We start from the raw sequence: 20,534 nt of genomic DNA on the forward strand, positions 1-20,534 counted from the left end.
AACCGCGCAATTGGGCCGAAGATGGGCAGCCGCACGCAGGACGGGCAGAGCCGTCGCAGGACATCATCTTGCCGATCGCGTCGCGATGGGCCCTGCTCTGCTCTACCCGCCAGACGGCTACGGCCTCGGTCTCGCGATCCGCAGCCCGTCCGTCCCGATCGCACCGAACGTGCCGGCGATGATCTCGGCTGTCGGTTGCATCCCGCCCAGCGACCAGTGCGAAGGCTCCTGCTCCTCGATCCTGACCCAGACGTTGCGGCGGAATTCCACATTGCCCTGCCCTTCGACCTCGACCAGCAAATCGGTGACGCGTTCGAGCAACTGCTTCTTCTGCGCCGCATCCAGGATGCCGCGGACGGTGGAAATGGTGACGTAAGGCATTGTCTCTCTCCAATCATGTCGTGTGACGACGGTGCGCAGATTGACCTGATCGTGACCGGCGAGGCAGTGGCGGATAAGACAGAGATCAGGCAATTTCCGCCACACGCCCGCACCCCCGATCCGATAGGATGCACCACGTCCTGCCCGGAGGTCTCATGAAGCTCGCTATTCTGGCGGTGGAAGGCTGCATGCACTCGGCGATATCAGGCGTCGCCGACATCCTGTCGCTCGCCGACCACGTGATGCAACAGAGCGGCGCAAAAGCCCGCTTCAGCTGGCAGACGCTCTCGCTCGACGGCAGGCCGGTGCGCGCCGGCGGCGGCCAGATGGTCGCGGTCGATGGCGCCATCGCACAACGCGGACGCTTCGACGCGATCCTCGTCCCCGGCAACCTCGTCGATCATGTCACTGCGGAGCGGCTGCAACCGCAATATGCCCGCGCCGGCGCCTGGCTCCGGCAGCAGCATGCGAACGGGCGGCTGATCGGCGCCTTCTGCAGCGGCGTGTTCCTGCTGGCCGGAGCCGGCCTGCTCGACAACCGCCGCGCCACCATCACCTGGTGGCTGCAAGGCGAGTTGCGGCAGCGTCACCCCACGATCGACCTCGCCGCCGACGCCGTCATCACGGTTGCGGACCGCATCGTCTGCGCCGCCGGCCCGATGTCGTGGGTCGATCTCCTGCTCAGACTGATCGAGATGGTCGAGGGCAAGCAGACCGCAAAACTATGCGCGGACTACGTCGTCATCGACACAGCGCAGCGCAGCCAGTCGATCTTCATGCCGGTCGGCTATCTGCTGTCGCAAGACCCACTGCTGACCAAGGCCGACCTCCTGGTTCGCCGCACCGGCAAGGCCCCGATGACGGTCAAGCGCCTTGCCGGTGAGCTCGGCCTCAGTGAGCGCACGCTGAATCGGAAGTTTCAGGAGCTCACGCACGAGCCGCCGCAAGCCTTCATCATGCGCCGCCGCTTCGAGCACGCGCGCACGCTGTTGGAGACGACGACGCAGCCGATCAAGGCCATCGCACGCGCGACCGGCTACGAGGACGAGAGCAGCTTTCGTAAGGCGTTCCGGAAATTGACGCTGATGTCACCGCAGGCCTATCGCGCGCGACGGATGGAGCGGACGATGTGAGGCATTTTGGCGCCGTCCGCTTTCGTTCCGCATTCGACTCCACTTCGTTCTCAAAGAACAAATCAGAGCCGAGAAAATCAGAGCGGACCAATTCCTACTGATTGGTTTATCCCAGGCACAATCCTCAATCCTTCGGCTGGCCGAAATCGAGCGGCGGCGGCAGCTCGACGTCCGGAATCTCGATCTTGATCTTGTCCAGATCCACCTTCCTAGGAGCGTCCAGCAGCCCGGTGACGGTGATCGGGAATGCGATGACAATCGCAACCATGATCGCCTGCAGACCGATCCAGGGCATCGCGCCCCAGTAGATGTCCGAACTCTTGACCTCCTTCGGCGCCACACCCCGCAGGTAGAACAGGGCGAAGCCGAAGGGAGGATGCAGGAAGGAGGTCTGCATGTTGACGCAGAGCATGACACCGAACCAGATCAAGGCGGCATCCGCCCCCACGACGGGCGCGAGCAGCTTCTGCGCGATCGGCGCGATCATCGGAATGATGATGAAGGCGATCTCGAAGAAATCGAGGAAGAAGGCAATGAAGAAGATGAACAGGTTCATGAAGATCAGGAAGCCCCAGACGCCGCCGGGGAGCGATGTCAGCATGTGCTCCAGCCAGACACCGCCGTTGCAACCGAGAAAGACGATCGAAAAGCAGGTCGATCCGATCAGGATGAACGTCACCATGCAGGTGATGCGCATGGTGGTCTCGTAGCCCTGCTTGACCAGGATGCGCAGGTCCGGGATCCTGGCTGCCTCGATGCAGACCCAGGCAACCGCGAGATAGGCGATCGCGAAGGCGATCTTGAACGCCAGATTCGGCGTGAAGTAGATGCCGATGATGGTGCCGACACCGGCCGCCGCGACGCCGACGAGCAGCACCTTGTGGCCGGCCGAGCTGAAATCCTTGTGATGGATGACCGCGAGGACGATCGCGCCGACTGCGCCCATCGCACCTGCTTCGGTCGGCGTGGCAAGGCCCAGCATCATCGTGCCGAGCACGACGAAGATCAGGACGGCGGACGGGATGATGCCTAAGAGGCACTTGCGCCAGAGCGCCCAGCCCTTGAGCGTCCTCGCTTCCTTCGGCACCGCCGGCACGTGGCCCGGCTTGATCACGCTCAGAGCAAACGTGTAGCCCGCAAACAGTGCGATTTGAAGGATCGATGGGCCCCAGGCGCCGAGATACATGTCACCGACCGACTTCCCGAGCTGGTCCGCAAGCACGATCAGAACCAGCGAGGGAGGCACCAGCTGGGTAATGGTCCCGGAGGCCGCAAGCACACCGGTGATGTAGCGCATGTTGTAGCCATAGCGGATCATCACCGGCATCGAGATCAGCGCCATCGCGATCACCTGCGCCGCCACGGTGCCTGTGATGGCACCGAGGATGAAGCCGACGATGATCACGGAATAGCCGAGACCGCCGCGAACGGGGCCGAACAGCTGCCCCATTGAATCCAGCATGTCCTCAGCGAGGCCGCATCGCTCCAGGATCGCGCCCATGAATGTGAAGAATGGAATGGCCAGCAGCAGCTCGTTTGCGAGAACGCTGCCGTAGATTCGTTCCGGGATCGCCTGAAGGAAGCTGAAGCCGAAGAATCCTTCGTGGATCGCGAGAAATCCGAACGACAGCCCGAGAGCGGCCAGCGTGAAGGCGACCGGATATCCGATCAGCATGGCCAGGACCAGCCCGCCGAACATCAGCGGCGGCATCATCTCGATCGTGATCATTGGGTCGGCCGCTCGTATTTCGCATCGATGGTGACTTCACCGCGCAAGGCCGCCGCTCGCTTGATCGCTTCCGAAACGCCTTGCAATGCCACCATGAAGAAGCCTGCCGGCAGGACAAACTTGATCGGCCACCGCAGGAGGCCGCCGGCATTGTTCGACATTTCGCCGATGATGAACGAGTTGTAGAACATCGCCCATGACAGGTAGCTGAGGAGCAGGCACGCCGGGACGAGGAAAACCAAAGTCCCGATCAGGTCCAGCCACAGCTGGCCGCGTTCGGACAGCATGAGGTAGACGATTTCGACGCGGACATGCTCGTTGCGCTTGAAGGTATAGGACGAGCCGAACATCACGATGACGGCGAACATATACCACTGCGTCTCGAGCCAGCTGTTGGAGCTGTAGCTGAAGGCATACCGGATCATCGCATTTGCAGCGCTGACCACGCAGGCGGCAAGCACCAGGATGTTGCAGACGTTGCCGACCTTTTCATTCAGCCAGTCGATAGCTGTACTTACCGCCAACAATGGGCGCATCGATGCCGTTTCCCCGCTCGCTGAGTGCTGAGCCCAAACGAGCAGGACCATGGCGCTGCGTCAGCAGCCATCCATTTCTGCGCGGGAGCTAGTCCACCCCTCCTGATGCTTCCGCCCGTTCTTGTTGTCGGTTTTTGGCAAGACATGTTCAGGTCTCACCCGCCGCGCGAAGCGAGGGCAGCTTTACCGTCCGCCAATTCCGGGTCAACAGGAAAATGGACAGTTGGCTGCAGCAAGGTTTGAATAGAGTCGCGGCTCTCGCCCCGCTGCAGGTCGCCATGTCTTTCCCGCCTCGAAGCGTCGAGGCGGGCCTAACCCTCGACGTCGTACTGCTTGCAGAGGTGATCACCGATCTGGACGAGCATGGCGACGCATTCGGGGTAGCCGGGCCGATCCGAGGTGGCCCGATCTGCGCTCGCCCGAAACTCCCAGGAATTCCCGTCGCGGAGGATGGAGATCGTCATTCCATCGGGACAGTCGGCGTGAACCTTCAACTCGGCCCTTGCCATGGCGATGAGTTCGCTCTCGGTCTTCACCGGTCTGCTCATGAAGTCATCCTCCGTCTTGGGACAGAACGCCACCCCATCAAACCAATCTTTCCCGATAAGTCGTCTCCCGGCATTGGGATAGCGCAATACGTGCCGGGCTGCGTTGGTCACCTAAAGATCAGGGCATCTCGCAAGGCGTCGAAGACACCAGCCCTCGGCACGAAATACTCACGCTTCAGAATTCTGATCTGTGACGGACGCGGCGAGAGCGTGCCTGAAGCCCTCTCTGTGCACGCAGCTACGCCGGGTTCGGCTCGGCGCGGCAGCGCAAGAACGCTGCAGCGCGTCCGGGACAACGCGCGTGCCCTACGCCGCCGCCTTCTGCCGCGCGACCAGCGCTTCGCCGAAGGCCTCGAACAGCTTGCGGTTGATCGGATTGTGCTGAGGATCGTATTCGGCGTGCCATTGCACGCCGAGCGCAAAGGTCGGGGCTTCCGCGATCCGGATCGCCTCGATGGTGCCGTCCTCGGCGACGCCCTCGATCAGCACGCGCTTGCCGGGATCGAGGATGCCCTGGCCGTGCAGCGAATTGACCCGGATCTTCTCGCAGCCGAGAATCCTTGCAAACGCCCCGCCGGGCGTCAGGTCGACGTCGTGGCGGTCGGCGAACACCACGGTCGGGTCGGGATGGATCTCGCCGTTCTCGAGCCGGGGCATGCGGTGGTTCATACGACCCGGGATTTCACGGATCTCAGGATGCAACGAGCCGCCGAAGGCGACGTTCATCTCCTGCAGGCCGCGGCAGATGCCGAACAGCGGAATGCCGCGGGCGATGCAGGCGACCGAGAGCGCCAGCGCCACCTCGTCGCGGTGGATGTCGTAGGGCTCGTGCTTCTCGCAGGGGTCGACGTTGAAGCGGGTCGGATGCACGTTGGCCCGTGCGCCGGTGAGGATGATGCCGTCCACGGTGTCGAGCAGCGCGGCGATATCGGTGATGTCGGGGGCTCCGGCGAACATCACCGGCAAGCCGCCGGCGACCTCGGCCACGGCGCGCAAATTGCGCTCGCCCACCATCTGGACCTGAAATCGATTTTCGACGCGATGGGAATTCCCGATCACGCCGACGACCGGCTTTCTCATCTGTCGTTCCGCGCCTCTCCGTGAAGAAGATTCTCCAAACATGCCCCTCCAATGGAACAAATTCAACAGAAGGGATCGCGGGACGGCAATGCTATTTTCGCGCAAATGCCTCCCGGGCCTCGCCCCCGGCAGGCAAGGCCGGCCGCCTTCAGGGCGGTTGCCGCCGGATTGCCCGGCGCAGCCAGCCAGGGCAGCTTCGCCTCGATGCACGGCCAGGAGCCCGAGCAGACCGGCCCATTTGCCGATGAAGCTCAAACCGCTCCATTGTTCTGGTCCGCATCGCTCTGCACCGTTGGCGTGCCGGCGTCAAACCAGCGCGTTGACGCGGTCTTGATCGGAAGCGCGTTTGTCGAGAGAGTGCGGCGCGCATTGCGCTGAAAAGGATCCGATGTGACCATGTCCAAAGATGAACGCTCCCGGACTCGCGGCGACCTCGCTTGGGCGATCTCGGTCGGAGGCATCGGCGTCGTGCTGTTCACCGCGCTGCTCGCCTTCACGTGGTATTTCGCCACGACCCTGCTGCTGATCTTCACCGGCATGCTGCTCGGTCTCGGCCTCAACGCGCTGACAGGCGCGCTCGGCCGCCACGTGCCGCTGCCGCATGCGGTGCGGCTCGCGATCGTCTGCGTCGCGCTCGCCTTGATGCTCGCCGGCATCGCCTATCTCGGCGGGGCCACCATTGCCGAGCAGGCTTCGCTGCTGAGCAAGACCCTGAAGTCGCAGCTTGCCAGCGTCAGGTCCTTCCTCGACAGCCACGGCATCGACACCAGCTTCTTCGATCTCGGCAACGGCGCGGCTGACGCCTCGAGCAATGCGACGTCGGGCCCGACGTCGCCACCGGCTGCGCCTTCGCGCGGTCCCCTGCCCAGCGCAGGCGCGCTGGCCTCCAGCGGCGGCGCGATCGTGAGCCAGACCTTCAAGCTGCTGCTCGGCACCATCCACGGCGTGGGCAACATCTTCATCGTGCTGTTCCTGGGCTTCGCCTTCGCCGCCCAGCCCGCCGTCTATCACGACGGCCTGTTGTTCCTGGCGCCGGCGAGGCACCGCACCCGCGTCACCCTCGTCATCGATCGCATCGCCGAGACCCTGGAGCGCTGGCTGATCGCGCAGATCATCGTCATGCTCGCCGTCGGCGCGGTGACCTGGATCGGGCTCGCCCTCATCGGCATCCCCGGCTCGTTCATCCTGGGGATCCAGGCCGGCCTGCTCGCCTTCATCCCGACCGTCGGGGCCATCATCGCCGGCGTCATCGTGGTGCTGGCGAGCCTTGCGTCGGGCTGGATCCCGGCGCTCTCGGCCTTTCTGCTCTTCATGGGCGTGCACGCGATGGAGAGCTACGTGCTGACGCCGATCCTGCAGCGGCAGGCGCTCGATATTCCGCCGGCCACGCTGTTCGCGTTCCAGATCCTGCTCGGCGTCGTGTTCGGCATCTGGGGCCTCGCGCTAGCGCTACCGCTGGTCGCCATCGCCAAGGTCATGATCGACCATTTCAAGACCTACCAGGCGACGTCTCTGGTGGAGGCGGCGTGAGACGGCCTGACCCAGCTCAGGTCGTCAGCACAGTTTCGGTGTGCTCGACCTCGGGGGCCGCGGCAAAATACTGGCCGACGAGACCGCGCCATTCGGTGAAATTCTCCGAGCCGCGGAAATCGACGGTGTGGCTCTCCAGCGTCGCCCATTTCACCATCAGCCGGTAGCGCTGCGGCTTCTCGATCGACTTGTGCAATTCGAAGCCGTGAAACCCCTTGGCGCGGCCGAACGTGGCCTTGGCCTTGGCGACGGCGGCTTCGAAATCCTTCTCAGTGCCCGGCTTGACGTCGATTTGCGCGATCTCTGTGATCATCGGTTCCCACCCTTTTTGTTCGATCAGCGTCTCTACCGCAGCCGGCGAAAAAGAAAAAGGCGCCGAAACGGCGCCCTGGTCGGCCGAAAAATGCAGATCTCTCAGACCAGCAGCAGGACCGTGCCTGCCACGACGAGGGCGCAACCGACGAACAGTCCGACGGGACAGTAGCTGCGGCGACTTTGCGTGTAGCGCCCCTGCGCGCGGCGCTCGCCGATCAGCGCGCTCTCATATTCATCCGCGGTGGAGAACAGACAGGCGAAACCGCTGCGTGCCGAGGCTGCAGCGGCTTCGAGCGACATCAGGGTGACTTGCGGATTCTGTCGACGGATCGATTCCATGACCGCAATGGTAGGGATCGAATGGTAAACAGAAGCTTATCGCAGTGCCACCTGGTGTCTTAAGCGGTGGCCGGCCGCGCCTGCGGCGCACCGACCCGCGCAGCGCTCTGGCGGCGCCAGTTCTCCAGCGACAGCGGCAGCTCTTCCGCCGCCTCGACGCGGTTACGGCCGCCGCGCTTGGCCTGGTAGAGCGCAGTGTCGGCCGACGCCAGCAGCACCTCGAGCTCGGTGCCGGCGGGGCCGCCGGCAACGCCGATGCTGACCGTCGTGTCGACCGGCCCCTCATCGACCACGACGCCGGAGGTCTCGAACGCTTCGCGCACGCGCTCGGCGACCAGCACGCCCTCCTCCAGCGAACATGGCAGGAGCGCTGCGAATTCCTCCCCGCCGATGCGGCCCGACAGGTCTGTGATGCGCAAATTGCTGACGACAACGGTGGAGAACAGTCTCAGCATCTCGTCGCCGGCGGGATGGCCGAAGCGATCGTTGATCGACTTGAAATGATCGATGTCGAAGATCATCACGGTCACAGGACGTCCGGCCTTGGCCTCGCGCTCGATCACGCGGCCGCAGGCTTCCGAGAAGCCGCGCCGGTTGAGCATGCCGGTCAGGGGATCGGTCGAGGCGGCGGTCCGGTGCGCAGTGACGGTGCGCTCGGACACCAGCATGAAGATCACGAATACGGTGCCGACGGCGTAGAGGATCAGCTCGACCGCGAACACCGTGACCCAGATGCTCGACGAAAAGCCGGCATCGTGCGGACGCAGGAAGCTGCCGATCACGATCGGCAGCATCAACACGCAGCCGTGCATCACTGGCATCACGAAGGCCGGCCAGCGTCGCTGCACGCTCTTGCGCCGCTCAGTCCAGAGCTCGCTGGCGGTCAGCGCCGCATAGACCGAGACGATGCCGGCGCCGATGATCATCCGCAGCATGGATGCCTCGGGGGCGAACAGCGTGACGGCGGCGACCCAGGCCAGCGCGCCGAGCAAGAGCCCCGGCCAGTTCGGCTTGCGGCCATGGAAGACGCGCGCAGCGTTCCACACCATGCCGCAGGCGACGAAGCCGACTGCGTTCAGCGCGAGGTAGAGATGCGGGCCCAGCCTGTCGCCGGCCGCGGTCCACAGCGCGACGGAGGCTGCACCGAGCAGGTAGGCGGTGCCCCACCATTTCAGTGCAGGACTGTTCTCCTGCCTGCCGAAAAACACCATCATGGCGCCGAGCAGTGCGGCAACCATCGTGGCGACCAAATAGAGCGTGATGCTATCGAGCGACATCATGTCGGCCCCCTCTAGATCATAGCAGTTACGCGATCGGTACATCCGATTTGCGCGCCCTTCCGAAGGCGACGCTAGGGCGGGCGGGTTCCATTCAGGTTTTCGCGCGAGCCCAAGTTTTCCGGAAACACGCCATCAATTTGCGTACAAACGAACAACAAAAAGGGCGCTGAAATCAGCGCCCTTTTGCATCTCATTGAAGCCGCTTTCGCGGCGAATGTGACAAAAGCGATTAACGCTTCGAGAACTGGAAGGACCGGCGGGCCTTGGCCTTGCCGTACTTCTTGCGCTCGACCACGCGCGAGTCGCGGGTCAGGAAGCCGCCCTTCTTGAGCACGCCGCGCAGCTCCGGCTCGAAATAGGTGAGCGCCTTGGAGATGCCGTGACGGACCGCGCCGGCCTGGCCGGACAGACCGCCGCCGGCAACCGTGCAGATCACGTCGTACTGGCCCGAACGCTGGGCCACGGAGAACGGCTGCTCGATCATCATGCGCAGCACGGGACGGGCGAAATAGACCTCAACCTCGCGCGAGTTGACGGTGACCTTGCCGGCGCCCGGCTTGATCCACACGCGGGCGACCGCGTCCTTGCGCTTGCCGGTGGCATAGGCGCGGTTGAACTTGTCGACCTTCTTCTCGTGCTTGGGCGCCTCGGGCGCCGCCGCCGTCTTGAGCTGCGAGAGCTGGTCGAGCGACTGGATGGATTCGGCCATGTTATGCGGCCCTCGTGTTCTTGCGGTTCAACTTGGCGATGTCGATCTTCTCGGGCTGCTGCGCCTCGTGCGGATGATCGGCTCCGCCGTAGACACGGAGGTTGCCCATCTGCACGCGACCGAGCGGACCACGCGGGATCATGCGCTCGACGGCCTTCTCGAGCACGCGCTCGGGATGCTTGCCCTCGAGGATCTGGCGCGCGGTGCGCTCCTTGACGTGGCCGACATAGCCGGTGTGCTTGTAATAGGTCTTCTGCTCGCGCTTGCGGCCGGTGAGGACCGCATGCTGCGCATTGATGATGATGACGTTGTCGCCGCAATCGACGTGCGGAGTGTAGGTCGGGAGGTGCTTGCCGCGCAGGCGCATGGCGACAATGGTGGCGAGGCGGCCGACGACCAGACCCTTGGCGTCGATCAGCACCCACTTCTTCGTCACCTCAGCCGGCTTTGCCGAAAAGGTTTTCATGTCGGAGTTTCCGTGGACGGGAGATATCGGCGCGAACACCGCACCGGACTGCGCGGGTTTCTAGAGAACAGACGCGCGACGGTCAATGCCCGACGGCAAGAATTATAATAGAAATATCAATCGCTTAAAAATATGGTGCGATATTACCTGCAAAAACCTCAAACATTTGGAATGGAATAGGTCGAGGTGACATGGGCGATCGGATCGGGCGAGGGGCCCGACAGCAGCTTCACCTCGCCGACCGCCAGCCGCTTGCCGAGCTTGAGCAGTCGCGCCTCGGCCAGCACGTCCTGCCCGGACCCGCCCTTGCGCAGGAAGTTGATGTTGAGATTGGTGGTCACCGCGAGCCCGACCGGCCCGATCGCGGACAGCAGCACCACGTACATCGCGAAATCGGCCAGCGCCATCAAGGTTGGTCCGGACACGGTACCGCCCGGCCGCAGCATCTTTTCGCTGTAGCGCTGCCGCAAAAGGCAAGTCTGGCCGTCGGCACTCTCAATCGTGATGTCGTCGCCGCTGAAGGCTTGGGGAAACTCGTGACGGAGGAACTGCTCGACCTCTGCCACGCTCATTTTCGCTGACGCCATGCTGTTCCCACCCTCGCTTCGCCTGCCCTGTTACATTAAGTTATCTGCGTCATTCAAATGCAATAATCCAACGGAAACGCTTCGATGTCCGGCCAGGCCGCCCGCGCCCCCTCCCCGCAACCGCCGATCCTGCTGCGCGAGTCCGTAGGCTCCATCGCGGTCCTAACGCTGAACCGGCCCGCTGCGCGCAACAGTCTGTCGGCGGCGATGATCGCCAGCCTGCATGCCGAGCTTAACGAGATCCGCGACGACAAGGCCGTCCGCGGCGTCGTGATCGCCGCCAACGGTCCAGCCTTCTCCGCCGGCCACGACATGAAGGAACTCACCGCGCGCCGCACTGATCCAGACCACGGCCGCGCCTTCTTCGCCGAGATGATGACCGCCTGCAGCGCGATGATGCAGGCGATCGTCCACCTGCCGAAGCCCGTGGTGGCGTCCGTCCAGGGCATCGCGACCGCGGCCGGCTGCCAGCTCGTCGCCAGCTGCGATCTTGCGATCGCCTCGCAGGACGCGAAGTTCGCCACACCCGGCGTCGACATCGGCCTGTTCTGCTCGACACCGATGGTGGCGCTGTCTCGCAACGTGCCGCGCAAGCAGGCAATGGAGATGCTGCTGACGGGCGAGCCCATTCCCGCTGAGCGCGCCCGGGAAATCGGCCTCATCAACCGCGTGGTGCCCGCCGGCTTCGAGCTCAGCGCCGCGATCGAGCTCGCGCAGCAGGTCGCGCTGAAATCCGCCTACACCATCAAGCTCGGCAAGGAAGCATTCTACCGCCAGGCCGAGATGAGCCTTGCCGACGCCTATCGCTATGCGGCAGAGGTGATGACCGAGAACATGATGGCGCGCGACGCCGAGGAAGGCATCGGTGCATTCATCGAGAGGCGCACGCCGACCTGGCGGGATGAATAACTGTATTTCTTACGCCGTCATTCCGGGGCGATGCGAAGCATCGAACCCGGAATCTCGAGATTCCGGGTCGGCTCTTCGAGCCGCCCGGAATGACGAATGAAGGATCACATGAACCACGACGCCTATCCCGACAATTACATCCGCAGCATTCTCAACGGCGTGAAGTCGATCGCGATGGTCGGGGCCTCGCCCGTCAACGTGCGTCCGAGCTATTTCGCGTTCAAATATCTGGCGCAGCGCGGCTATGACATGATCCCGGTCAATCCCGGCCATGTCGGCAAAGAGCTGCTCGGCAAGCCTTTCGTCGCCTCCCTCGCCGACATCGGCCGCCCCGTGGACATGATCGACATCTTCCGCAATTCCAGCCACATCATGGCCGTCGTCGAAGAAGCGCTCACGCTCGACCCGCTGCCGAAGGTGATCTGGATGCAGCTCGGCGCGCGCGATGACGCCGCGGCAGCGAAGGCGGAAGCGGTCGGTATCAAGGTGGTGATGAACCGCTGCCCCAAGATCGAATATGGCCGCCTGTCGTCAGAGATCTCCTGGATGGGCGTCAATTCGCGCACGCTGAGTTCCAAGCGCGCGCCGGCACCGACCCAGGGCATGCGGCTATCGCTCAATCGGATGAGTGTCGGCGGCGGCAACACTGCAGCGTCGGATCGCGCTGCGAAAAACAAGACCGAGCAAGGCTGACGCAATCGCGAAGGATTCATTTCGCGAACGCGACAATGCGTAGCAAGATCATTCCGATGTGAAGCGGCGCCTTGACGCGGAACGCGACGCCGATCAGCATGCCGCGCGATTTTCAGGCCACAAGAACAGGACGCCCTCAATGAGCGATCGCCTTCCGGGATTTTCAACCCTCGCCGTGCATGCCGGTGCACAGCCCGACCCCACCACCGGCGCGCGCGCGACTCCGATTTATCAAACGACCTCTTTCGTCTTCAACGACGCCGACCACGCCGCCTCGCTGTTCGGCCTGCAGGCGTTCGGCAACATCTATACCCGCATCGGCAACCCGACCAACGCGGTGCTTGAAGAGCGCGTTGCCGCGCTCGAAGGCGGCACCGCCGCGCTCGCAGTCGCCTCGGGCCATGCCGCGCAGGTCGTGGTGTTGCAGCAGCTGCTCCAGCCCGGCGACGAATTCATCGCCGCGCGAAAACTCTATGGCGGCTCGATCAACCAATTCACGCACGCCTTCAAGAGCTTTGGCTGGAACGTGGTGTGGGCCGATCCCGATGACATCGCGAGCTTCGAGCGCGCGGTGACGCCGCGCACCAAGGCGATCTTCATCGAGTCGATCGCCAATCCCGCCGGCAGCATCACCGACATCGAGGCGATCTCGACGGTGGCGCGCAAGGCAGGCGTGCCGCTGATCGTCGACAACACGCTGGCCTCCCCCTACCTCATTCGTCCGATCGATCACGGCGCCGACATCGTCGTGCACTCGCTGACGAAGTTCCTCGGCGGTCACGGCAATTCGCTCGGCGGCATCATCGTCGATGCCGGCACCTTCGACTGGTCCACCGGCGGCAAATATCCGATGCTCTCGGAGCCGCGCCCCGAATATCACGGCATCCGCCTGCAGGAGACCTTTGGCAATTTCGCCTTCGCGATCGCCTGCCGCGTGCTCGGCCTGCGCGACCTCGGCCCCGCGCTGTCGCCCTTCAACGCCTTCATGATCCTGACCGGCATCGAGACCTTGCCGCTGCGCATGCAGAAGCACTGCGACAACGCCAAGGCTGTTGCCGAATTCCTCGCCGGCCATCCGGCGGTGGCCTCGGTCAGCTATGCGGGCCTTGCAAACGACAAGTACAACCAGCTCGCCCGCAAATACGCGCCGAAGGGCGCGGGCGCCGTGTTCACCTTCAGCCTGAAGGGCGGCTATGACGCCGGCGTGAACCTCGTCTCGAAGCTGCAGCTGTTCTCGCACCTCGCCAATGTCGGCGACACCCGCTCGCTCGTCATCCACCCGGCCTCGACCACGCACAGCCAGCTCGACGACGCCGCCAAGATCAAGTCCGGCGCTGGCCCCGACGTGGTGCGTCTCTCGGTCGGCATCGAGGACAAGGAAGACCTGATCGCGGATCTGGAACAGGCACTGGGGGCGTAGGCTCCCGTCGTTCCGGGGCGCGCGACAGCGCGAACCCGGAACCTCGATGTCGCTAGTCACCTCTAGATTCCGGGTTTGGTGCTTTTGCACCGCCCCGGAATGACGTCGGCGGCCCACCGCCAGTTAACGATCGTTAACCATATCTGCCGCATAGATCGTCTTTTGGATCGCCCCTTTGATTCGGAGCCGACGATGCTGCGCTGGATGATGCCTGCCCTGGCCGTGACGCTGACGGCTTCAAGCGCGCTCGCCGCAGACCTGCCGGCCACGCCGAAACGGCGGACCGCAGGTCCTCAACAGGAGCCGCCGAAAGTCTACGTCGAAACCGATCCGGACGCGCTGATCTCGCCGGCCTACGGCATCGGCAGCTACATCAGCAACCTGCCGGGTACCCCGCTGCTTCCGGGCTCACACGCGCTACCGGGCTATTATGGCCGGCCCTGGAGCTACGATTATCAGGGCGCGTATTACGGCGGACCGCAGGTCAACTATTTCTGGCGCCTGCCCTATGCATGCGGCGTTTACGGCTATTGCTGATCAGCCGGGCCGATCGTGATCAGCCGGGCTGACCGACCGGAACCGCGCGTGTCTGCGCGTGCGTCTGGTGGCGCGAAGCCAGCCGTTCCATCTGCATCACCGCGAGCGTGAGCACCACGATCGCAACCGCCTGGTGAGCGAGCGCGAGATCGATCGGCACCTGGTTGAGCAGTGTGAGGATGCCGAGCACCGCCTGCAGGCTGATCGCGGCGAACAGCCACAGCGCCCCGCCCGCCGCCGAGCCTGCGCGCGAGCGTACCGCATCGAATGAATGCAGCAGCGCCAGCGCGAACAGCGCATAGGCGGTCATGCGGTGCTCGAACTGCACTGTCAGGACGTTGTCGAACATGTTGCGCCACCACGGCGTCTCGAACCACAGCCGCTCGGCCGAGGGAATGAACGCACCGTCAATCTGCGGCCAGGTGTTGTAGGCGCGGCCCGCGCGCAAACCCGCAACGAGCGCGCCGAAATAGATCTGCACCAATGTCACGACGAGCAGCAGCGCGCTCGTGAACCGCAGCCGCGCCGGTGCTGCAATCTGCGGCCGCTTCGTCAGCCGCCGCACCGTCCAGACGATACCGGCGAAGATCAGAAGCGCGAGCAGCAGATGCGTCGCCAGCCGATACTGCGACACCTCGACCCGTTCGCTAAGGCCCGAGGCGACCATCCACCAGCCGACCGCGCCCTGGAGGCCGCCAAGCGCGAACAGCAGCCACAGCCGCCGCTTCAATTCGCCGGAGAGGCCGCCGCGCCACAGGAAGAACAGGAACGGCAGCAGATAGGCGACGCCGATGAAGCGGCCGAGCAGCCGGTGGCTCCATTCCCACCAGAAGATCTCCTTGAACTCGGACAGGCTCATGCCCGCATTGAGCTCGCGGTATTGCGGGATCTTTTTGTAGGCCTCGAACGCCTCGGTCCACTGCGCCTCCGACAGCGGCGGCACGCTGCCCGTGACCGGCTTCCATTCGACGATGGAGAGCCCCGATTCCGTCAGCCGCGTCGCGCCGCCGACCAGCACCATCAGCGCGATCAGCGCGGCCACGGAGATCAGCCACCAGCGCACCGCGCGATGCGGCTCGGACGGAGTGGAAATCATTGTCATTTCAGGGACAAAACCAAGCCTGTGCCGAAGAGACTTGAACCGGACTGCGTGCCCCTTATAGTCCCCCGCTCCCGCAGCGCAAGTTACGCGAAAGCCACGATATTCCGCCATGACGATCCGCACCCGCAAGTTCCTCGGCGCCATCCTGCTCCTGGTGCTGGCCACGGTCTGGGCCCTGCTCGGCATGGCGGCGGCGCAGATGCCCTGGATCGCCGAGTCCGGCTGGCGGCAGGCGATCTATTACGTCGTGGTCGGCATGGGCTGGGTGCTGCCGGCAATGCCGATCGTGAGCTGGATGCAGCGGCCGGACCGCGTCAAGTCTGGCTCGTAGCGGTCGGTTTCACCGGCGCAAAGGCAACGCCCGATACCAGCACACGCAGCATGCGCAACGAGCGCACGCGGCCGTCCCAGGAAATCCGGGGCAGCGCGCGCAAATTGGTCCGTCCCTCCGCATCCACGATGCCCGGGATCGTCGACACCGCGCTGGCAAAGCCGGCCTCCGCCGCCATCAAGACGTGGCTGCGCCGGAAGGAGGTGCGATCGCCGAACGGAAAGGCGAAATGCCGGACATCGCGGCCGAAGGCGGCTTCCGCGACGGCCTTGCCCATCGTCATCTCGCGCAGCGCCGCCGCATCCTTCATGTTGGCGAGAACGGGATAATTCACGGTCGCGCTGCCGATCGTGACGAGCGGATCGGCGGCGAGCTTCGCCAGATCCTCCCAATCCATCGACGCCTCGCGCGAGAGCGTGGCAAGATCAATGCGGTAGCGTGTGCAGAGATCGGCGATGGCCGCCGACAAGTCCGCCGGCGACAACGAGCGCAGCCAGCTTTCCAGATACGAAAACAGCGCCTGCTTCTCGGCAGGATCGGTGACGACGAAGCGCTGCTCCTTCTCGCCCATCATCAGGCTGATCCGGCTCTGGCGTGCGATCACCTGTTCGAGCCCGAGCCACCAGGCCTGTCCGGCGCTATCGGGAAACGCGGTGGGCACGTAGATCGTGAAAGGCACTGCGTGGTGCACCAGCACCGGGTAGGCAAAGTCGATGACATCCTTGGCCGCCCCGTCGAAGGTGAGCGCCACGAAGCGCCGCGGCTCCGGCAGCGTCACCGCGCGCCGGCAGACCTCATCCATGCCGAGGAAATCGTACTGCCAGCGCTTCAGCGCGCGAATGGCGCGGTCGAGAAACTGCGGCGTGACCTCGTTCGCGCGCAGCGGCTGAAACCCGCCGCGCCGTCGCGGACGCACCCGTTGAAAGCGCAGGATGGCGCCGGCACCGCGACCGCGCAGGGCGGCCCGGCCGGTGAACCAGGCCAGCTCAAGCCGCAGCCGTTCCAGCCATCTCACGTCGGATGCCAAGATCCCATCCTTCGCGCCCGCGAGGCGCCCGTTCCCGCTCCCATTGTCCTTACCCTTTGTTGACAATTCTTTGCAAAGGTCGGCCACAGGCCGATTGACGTCACTTTCTGATTTCTCGACAGGTTTCGCGGATGACCATGGCTGCGGCGATGCAAAGCCGGACGGCAGAAGCGCCAGCGCGGTCGAAAGCGAGCTGTATCGCGCACCTCGATATCGTCAGCGATCTCGGCGCCGCCGAGCCGGTCTGGCGCGCCTTCGAGGAGCCCGGACATCTCTTCACGCCTTATCAGCGCTTTGATCTGCTCAGTCCCTGGCAGCGGCTGGTCGGCGAGCGCGAGGGCGCGCGCCCCTTCGTCGTGATCGGCCGCGACGCCGATCACAAGCCGCTGCTGCTGCTGCCGCTCTCGCTGCGGCAAAGCCACGGCGTGCGCACGGCCTGCTTCATGGGCGGCAAGCATACAACCTTCAACATGGGCATGTGGAACCCAGCGTGCGCCGCGCAGACCGCCGTCGCCGATCTCGAGACGCTGCTGGCGCCGTTGCGCGAGCATGTCGATGTGCTGGCGCTGACGCAGCAGCCGCTGCGCTGGCACGACCAGCAGAACCCGTTTGCGCTATTGCCGCGACAGAGCGCGATCAACGGCTGTCCGCAACTGGTGATGCAGCCGGGCGGGCCGCCCGCATCACGGATCAGCAATTCCCTTCGCCGTCGCCTCAAGAGCAAGGAGAAGAAGCTCCAGTCCCTCTCCGGCTATCGCTATCACCTCGCCACCACCGATGCCGACATCATTCGCCTGCTCGACTGGTTCTTCCGCGTCAAGCCGGCCCGGATGGCCGAACAAAAGCTCCCGAACGTCTTCGCCGAACCCGGCGTCGAACAGTTCGTCCGCAGCGCCTGCCTTGCGCCGCGCGGTGAAGGCCGCGTCATCGACATCCACGCACTCGAATGCGACAATGAGGTGATCGCGATCTTCGCCGGGGTCGCCGATGGCGAGCGCTTCTCGATGATGTTCAACACCTACACGATGTCGGAGCACGCCCGCTACAGCCCCGGCCTGATCCTGATGCGCTATATCATCGACCGCTACGGCGAGCGCGGCTACCGCTCTCTCGATCTCGGCATCGGCTCGGACGATTACAAGCGGATGTTCTGCAAGGACGACGAGGAGATCTTCGACAGCTTCGTTCCGCTGACCTCGCGCGGCAAGCTCGCAGCCATGGCCATGTCATCGCTCAGCCACGGCAAGCGGCTGGTGAAGCAGAACCAGATGCTGTTCGATTTGGCCCGACGGCTGCGGCAGGCGTTCGGGTAAAACCTCTCCGCATACGCTGATGTGGTAGGGGGGGCAAAGCGAAGCGTGCCCACGTCTTCCGTGACTGTATTCGACGGGTGGTGGGCACGGCGCAAAGCGCGCCTTTGCCCACCCTACGATTCCGAATGTGCGGAGAGAGAAAGAAAAGCCTAAGCCGCCACGACGCGCGGTGTCTCCACCGCGTTTGACGGCTGCACGGGCTTGTTCAGCATCGTCACCTCGCTGAAGCCGACCGCCTTCAGTTGCTCACACATCAGCGTGCGCGCATCCGGTGCCATCGAGGCATCGGGCACCACGACGGCGCGGGCATGTGCCGTCAACAGCTCGGCCGGGAGATCCGAGGCGCTGCCGGCGTCGATCAGGACGTGATCATAGGCGCGCAGCAGCGCGTCGATGGCGAGCGTCATCCGCGGCGATTGCAGCAGGCTGCGGTCGAAGCCGGGACGGCCGGCCATGACCAGATGCAGCCGTGACAGCTTGTCCCGGGTGATGATTTGCGCGAACGAGGCCTCACCCTGCATCAGCTCGGCAAGGCCGGGCGCTGACGCATCGACGGACACCGCGGCAATCGTCGGCGAGGACGCTGCGAGATCGACCACGACGACGCGCGCCTCGCGCGCCAGATGCCGTGCGAGCGTCAACGTCGACAGCGTGATGGCCTCGCCCGAGGCGGTGCCGAGCACGGTGACCTTCTTCGCCGCAGCGCCGGCGGCGCGCAGCTTGTCGGCCAGGCGTTCGATCTCGGTGAATTCGGTGACGTCCGCTTCGGTCGTCATCTCCGGCTGGAGCGGCGCGGGCTCCGCCAAAGCGGGATCGATGTCGGGCTCGGCGATAGGCTCGACGGCCGGCTCGACCCGCGCCGTCTGGCGCACCGGCGCCTGCGCCGGGAGCACCGCCGCCGCCACCCGCGGCGCGGTCTGGCGCAGCAGCTCGCCGGTAACGACGACGCCGGAGGCAAGCAGCAGCGTCGCGATCGTCGCGATCAGCACGATCGGCAGCTTCTTGGGATAGGCCGGCGTGTTCGAGACGATGGCGCGGGAGATGATGCGGCCGTCGGTCGGCGCCGTGTCGATGGTTTCGCGGGTGTTGGCCTCGCGGTATTTGGCCAGATAAGTCTCGAGCAGATCGCGCTGCGCCTTGGCCTCGCGTTCCAGCGCGCGGAGCTGGACGTCCTGACCGTTGGTCGAGGCCGCCTGCTTCTTGAGCTGCTCGAGGCTCACGGTCAGGCCGTCGACCCGGCCACTGGCGATCCTTGCATCGCTCTCAAGCGAGCGCGAGATCTTGGCCGCTTCGTCGCGGATTTGATTGTCGAGGTCGCCAAGCTGCGCCTTCAGCTCCTTGATCCGCGGATGATTGCCGAGCAGCGTGGATGACTGTTCGGCCAGCTGCGCACGCAGCGTCACCCTTTGCTCCGACAACCGGCGCATCAATTCGGAGTTCACGACCTCGGACGCCTCGATCGGCTTGCCGCTCTGGAGCATCTCCTTGATCAGCCGCGCCTTGGATTCCGCATCCGCCTTCATCGAGCGCGCATTGTTGAGCTGCGTGTTGACCTCGCCCATCTGCTGGTTCGACAGCGTGGTGTTGTTGGTGCCGACGAACAGGCTAGACTTGGACCGGAAGTCCTCCACCCTCGCCTCGGCGTCCGACACCTTCTTGCGCAGGCTCTCGATCTCGCCGGCGAGCCACTGGCTGGCGTTCTTGGCCTGCTCCTGGCGGGCGGCCTGCTGGAGCACCAGATAGCCGTCAGCGATCGAATTGGCGACACGGGCGGCAAGCTCGGGATCGGCGGACTGGAATTCGACCACGATCACGCGCGACTTGTCGACGGCATAGGCCTGGAGGCGCTCGTAATAGGCATCGAGCACGCGCTCTTCCGGCGTCATCGAGAACGGGTCGCGCCCGATACCGATCAGCGCGGCCAGCGACTTCAGCGGCGAGATGCCGTGCAGCACCGGATCGAATTCAGGACGCTCCGCAAGCTTGTTCTTCTTGATGATCTCACGCGCGAGATCGCGCGACAGCACGAGCTGCACCTGGCTGGTAACGGCTTCGGCGTCGAGCGCCTGCCGTTCCTCGGTACGGTCGCTGCTCGGGCGCAGGAACACGTTCTCGCGGCCGTCGATCAGGATGCGCGATTCGGACTTGTAACGCGGCGTCACGAGATTGACGGCGGCGATCGATCCGACGAGCGCCAACACCGTCGGCACGATGATCCAGCCGCGCTTGCGCGCCAAGGCCGCACCGAGCGCGTGCAGATCGATATCGCCGAACTCGACTTGCGTGTGCTTGGTGACGATTGGCGCAGGCCTGACGTCAATCTTGGGCTCGACCTCAGCGTTGACGTCAGGGTTGACCTGAGCCTTGGGTGTAGCTTCGGCCCTGGACTTCGCAACGGCCCTCGCAACCACCGCCTTGTCCTTGCCGGCACGCCAGAACGCTAAACGCATCGAACACTCCCGCGGGGGCAACGCCACCAAGCTACCTCACCCGCAGCGATTACACTCCATTAAGGTTGCCGCTGGGTTAATCGCACGCATCCAGCCATAGCACCACCCGTGTGCTCGTC

22 protein-coding genes are annotated in these 20,534 nt (G+C 64.4%); 8 read left to right on the top strand and 14 right to left on the bottom strand.

Annotation, left to right across the window (positions count from 1 at the left end; all coding sequences use genetic code 11):
• Positions 1-117: 117 nt before the first annotated feature.
• Positions 118-381 (bottom strand): tautomerase family protein, encoded by a 264-nt coding sequence (locus X268_RS17165; protein ID WP_128926038.1) that lies wholly within the window; start codon positions 379-381, stop codon positions 118-120.
• Positions 382-536: 155 nt separating this feature from the next.
• Here X268_RS17165 and X268_RS17170 point away from each other — a divergent pair, with 155 nt between their 5' ends.
• Positions 537-1,514, top strand: a complete 978-nt coding sequence (locus X268_RS17170) for a GlxA family transcriptional regulator (RefSeq protein WP_128926039.1) — start codon at positions 537-539, stop codon at positions 1,512-1,514.
• Between the two features lie 124 nt (positions 1,515-1,638).
• Here the strand turns inward: X268_RS17170 and X268_RS17175 are convergent, their stop codons facing one another.
• The 4 genes from X268_RS17175 to X268_RS17190 all read right to left on the bottom strand — a co-directional run bounded on the left by X268_RS17175 (position 1,639) and on the right by X268_RS17190 (position 5,407).
• Positions 1,639-3,243, bottom strand: coding sequence for a TRAP transporter large permease (locus tag X268_RS17175; protein ID WP_128926040.1), 1,605 nt, complete (start codon positions 3,241-3,243; stop codon positions 1,639-1,641).
• Entirely contained in the window at positions 3,240-3,779 is a 540-nt protein-coding gene (locus X268_RS17180) for a TRAP transporter small permease subunit (protein ID WP_128929297.1), read from the bottom strand. Before X268_RS17180 ends, X268_RS17175 begins: the two co-directional genes overlap by 4 nt.
• 311 nt (positions 3,780-4,090) lie before the next feature.
• Positions 4,091-4,327, bottom strand: a complete 237-nt coding sequence (locus tag X268_RS17185; protein WP_128926041.1) for a hypothetical protein — start codon at positions 4,325-4,327, stop codon at positions 4,091-4,093.
• 306 nt (positions 4,328-4,633) lie between these two features.
• Positions 4,634-5,407, bottom strand: coding sequence for a gamma-glutamyl-gamma-aminobutyrate hydrolase family protein (locus X268_RS17190; protein ID WP_164937777.1), 774 nt, complete (start codon positions 5,405-5,407; stop codon positions 4,634-4,636).
• Positions 5,408-5,797: 390 nt separating this feature from the next.
• Here X268_RS17190 and X268_RS17195 point away from each other — a divergent pair, with 390 nt between their 5' ends.
• Positions 5,798-6,937, top strand: a complete 1,140-nt coding sequence (locus tag X268_RS17195) for an AI-2E family transporter (RefSeq protein WP_164937778.1) — start codon at positions 5,798-5,800, stop codon at positions 6,935-6,937.
• 16 nt (positions 6,938-6,953) lie between these two features.
• Here the strand turns inward: X268_RS17195 and X268_RS17200 are convergent, their stop codons facing one another.
• From X268_RS17200 to X268_RS17225, 6 genes are all read right to left on the bottom strand, one after another.
• Positions 6,954-7,250 (bottom strand): antibiotic biosynthesis monooxygenase family protein, encoded by a 297-nt coding sequence (locus tag X268_RS17200; RefSeq protein WP_128926044.1) that lies wholly within the window; start codon positions 7,248-7,250, stop codon positions 6,954-6,956.
• A 101-nt stretch (positions 7,251-7,351) separates the two neighbouring features.
• A complete protein-coding gene (locus X268_RS17205) occupies positions 7,352-7,591 on the bottom strand; it encodes a hypothetical protein (protein ID WP_128926045.1) in 240 nt (79 codons plus the stop codon).
• A 59-nt stretch (positions 7,592-7,650) separates the two neighbouring features.
• The gene (locus X268_RS17210; RefSeq protein ID WP_128926046.1) at positions 7,651-8,871 is read right to left on the bottom strand and encodes a GGDEF domain-containing protein; all 1,221 of its coding nucleotides are present in this window, start codon (positions 8,869-8,871) and stop codon (positions 7,651-7,653) included.
• A gap of 229 nt (positions 8,872-9,100) precedes the next feature.
• The gene (gene rpsI / locus X268_RS17215; protein WP_028178828.1) at positions 9,101-9,580 is read right to left on the bottom strand and encodes a 30S ribosomal protein S9; all 480 of its coding nucleotides are present in this window, start codon (positions 9,578-9,580) and stop codon (positions 9,101-9,103) included.
• Between the two features lies 1 nt (position 9,581).
• Entirely contained in the window at positions 9,582-10,046 is a 465-nt protein-coding gene (gene rplM, locus X268_RS17220) for a 50S ribosomal protein L13 (RefSeq protein ID WP_011087726.1), read from the bottom strand.
• A gap of 158 nt (positions 10,047-10,204) precedes the next feature.
• The gene (locus X268_RS17225; RefSeq protein ID WP_128926047.1) at positions 10,205-10,633 is read right to left on the bottom strand and encodes a PaaI family thioesterase; all 429 of its coding nucleotides are present in this window, start codon (positions 10,631-10,633) and stop codon (positions 10,205-10,207) included.
• 84 nt (positions 10,634-10,717) lie between these two features.
• On the opposite strand from X268_RS17225, the gene X268_RS17230 reads away from it, so the two are divergent.
• The 4 genes from X268_RS17230 to X268_RS17245 all read left to right on the top strand — a co-directional run bounded on the left by X268_RS17230 (position 10,718) and on the right by X268_RS17245 (position 14,192).
• On the top strand, positions 10,718-11,542 hold the full coding sequence (locus X268_RS17230) for an enoyl-CoA hydratase (RefSeq protein ID WP_128926048.1): 825 nt from the start codon (positions 10,718-10,720) through the stop codon (positions 11,540-11,542).
• 108 nt (positions 11,543-11,650) lie between these two features.
• Complete coding sequence (locus X268_RS17235; protein WP_128929298.1) at positions 11,651-12,235, top strand: CoA-binding protein; 585 nt, start codon at positions 11,651-11,653, stop codon at positions 12,233-12,235.
• Positions 12,236-12,374: 139 nt separating this feature from the next.
• Positions 12,375-13,655 carry an O-acetylhomoserine aminocarboxypropyltransferase gene (locus X268_RS17240; RefSeq protein WP_128926049.1) on the top strand — a complete coding sequence of 427 codons (1,281 nt, stop codon included), beginning with the start codon at positions 12,375-12,377 and terminating at the stop codon, positions 13,653-13,655.
• 192 nt (positions 13,656-13,847) lie between these two features.
• Positions 13,848-14,192 (top strand): hypothetical protein, encoded by a 345-nt coding sequence (locus X268_RS17245; protein ID WP_128926050.1) that lies wholly within the window; start codon positions 13,848-13,850, stop codon positions 14,190-14,192.
• A 19-nt stretch (positions 14,193-14,211) separates the two neighbouring features.
• Here the strand turns inward: X268_RS17245 and X268_RS17250 are convergent, their stop codons facing one another.
• Positions 14,212-15,294, bottom strand: a complete 1,083-nt coding sequence (locus X268_RS17250) for a COX15/CtaA family protein (protein ID WP_128926051.1) — start codon at positions 15,292-15,294, stop codon at positions 14,212-14,214.
• 109 nt (positions 15,295-15,403) lie between these two features.
• Between X268_RS17250 and X268_RS17255 the strand changes: the two genes are divergently transcribed.
• Positions 15,404-15,625: a DUF2842 domain-containing protein gene (locus X268_RS17255; protein WP_018320088.1), complete on the top strand. Its 222-nt coding sequence runs from the start codon at positions 15,404-15,406 to the stop codon at positions 15,623-15,625.
• Here X268_RS17255 and X268_RS17260 read toward each other — a convergent pair.
• Positions 15,609-16,652 (bottom strand): polysaccharide deacetylase family protein, encoded by a 1,044-nt coding sequence (locus tag X268_RS17260; protein ID WP_128926052.1) that lies wholly within the window; start codon positions 16,650-16,652, stop codon positions 15,609-15,611. The two genes, X268_RS17255 and X268_RS17260, sit on opposite strands and share 17 nt — an antisense overlap.
• 131 nt (positions 16,653-16,783) lie before the next feature.
• Between X268_RS17260 and X268_RS17265 the strand changes: the two genes are divergently transcribed.
• Positions 16,784-17,965: a GNAT family N-acetyltransferase gene (locus X268_RS17265; RefSeq protein WP_128926053.1), complete on the top strand. Its 1,182-nt coding sequence runs from the start codon at positions 16,784-16,786 to the stop codon at positions 17,963-17,965.
• Between the two features lie 149 nt (positions 17,966-18,114).
• Here X268_RS17265 and X268_RS17270 read toward each other — a convergent pair whose 3' ends face one another.
• Entirely contained in the window at positions 18,115-20,415 is a 2,301-nt protein-coding gene (locus tag X268_RS17270) for a GumC family protein (RefSeq protein ID WP_128926054.1), read from the bottom strand.
• Positions 20,416-20,534 lie beyond the last annotated feature (119 nt).

Origin of the sequence: Bradyrhizobium guangxiense, assembly GCF_004114915.1 — a bacterium.
Classification (GTDB): Bacteria; Pseudomonadota; Alphaproteobacteria; order Rhizobiales; family Xanthobacteraceae; genus Bradyrhizobium; species Bradyrhizobium guangxiense.

Coding starts and splice junctions, on each gene's coding strand:
- X268_RS17165 (WP_128926038.1), bottom strand. CDS start 381: ATGCCTTACGTCACCATTTCCACCGTCCGCGGCATCCTGGATGCGGCG.
- X268_RS17170 (WP_128926039.1), top strand. CDS start 537: ATGAAGCTCGCTATTCTGGCGGTGGAAGGCTGCATGCACTCGGCGATA.
- X268_RS17175 (WP_128926040.1), bottom strand. CDS start 3,243: ATGATCACGATCGAGATGATGCCGCCGCTGATGTTCGGCGGGCTGGTC.
- X268_RS17180 (WP_128929297.1), bottom strand. CDS start 3,779: ATGCGCCCATTGTTGGCGGTAAGTACAGCTATCGACTGGCTGAATGAA.
- X268_RS17185 (WP_128926041.1), bottom strand. CDS start 4,327: ATGAGCAGACCGGTGAAGACCGAGAGCGAACTCATCGCCATGGCAAGG.
- X268_RS17190 (WP_164937777.1), bottom strand. CDS start 5,407: ATGAGAAAGCCGGTCGTCGGCGTGATCGGGAATTCCCATCGCGTCGAA.
- X268_RS17200 (WP_128926044.1), bottom strand. CDS start 7,250: ATGATCACAGAGATCGCGCAAATCGACGTCAAGCCGGGCACTGAGAAG.
- X268_RS17205 (WP_128926045.1), bottom strand. CDS start 7,591: ATGGAATCGATCCGTCGACAGAATCCGCAAGTCACCCTGATGTCGCTC.
- X268_RS17210 (WP_128926046.1), bottom strand. CDS start 8,871: ATGATGTCGCTCGATAGCATCACGCTCTATTTGGTCGCCACGATGGTT.
- rpsI (WP_028178828.1), bottom strand. CDS start 9,580: ATGGCCGAATCCATCCAGTCGCTCGACCAGCTCTCGCAGCTCAAGACG.
- rplM (WP_011087726.1), bottom strand. CDS start 10,046: ATGAAAACCTTTTCGGCAAAGCCGGCTGAGGTGACGAAGAAGTGGGTG.
- X268_RS17225 (WP_128926047.1), bottom strand. CDS start 10,633: ATGGCGTCAGCGAAAATGAGCGTGGCAGAGGTCGAGCAGTTCCTCCGT.
- X268_RS17230 (WP_128926048.1), top strand. CDS start 10,718: ATGTCCGGCCAGGCCGCCCGCGCCCCCTCCCCGCAACCGCCGATCCTG.
- X268_RS17235 (WP_128929298.1), top strand. CDS start 11,651: ATGAACCACGACGCCTATCCCGACAATTACATCCGCAGCATTCTCAAC.
- X268_RS17240 (WP_128926049.1), top strand. CDS start 12,375: ATGAGCGATCGCCTTCCGGGATTTTCAACCCTCGCCGTGCATGCCGGT.
- X268_RS17245 (WP_128926050.1), top strand. CDS start 13,848: ATGCTGCGCTGGATGATGCCTGCCCTGGCCGTGACGCTGACGGCTTCA.
- X268_RS17250 (WP_128926051.1), bottom strand. CDS start 15,294: ATGACAATGATTTCCACTCCGTCCGAGCCGCATCGCGCGGTGCGCTGG.
- X268_RS17255 (WP_018320088.1), top strand. CDS start 15,404: ATGACGATCCGCACCCGCAAGTTCCTCGGCGCCATCCTGCTCCTGGTG.
- X268_RS17265 (WP_128926053.1), top strand. CDS start 16,784: ATGACCATGGCTGCGGCGATGCAAAGCCGGACGGCAGAAGCGCCAGCG.
- X268_RS17270 (WP_128926054.1), bottom strand. CDS start 20,415: ATGCGTTTAGCGTTCTGGCGTGCCGGCAAGGACAAGGCGGTGGTTGCG.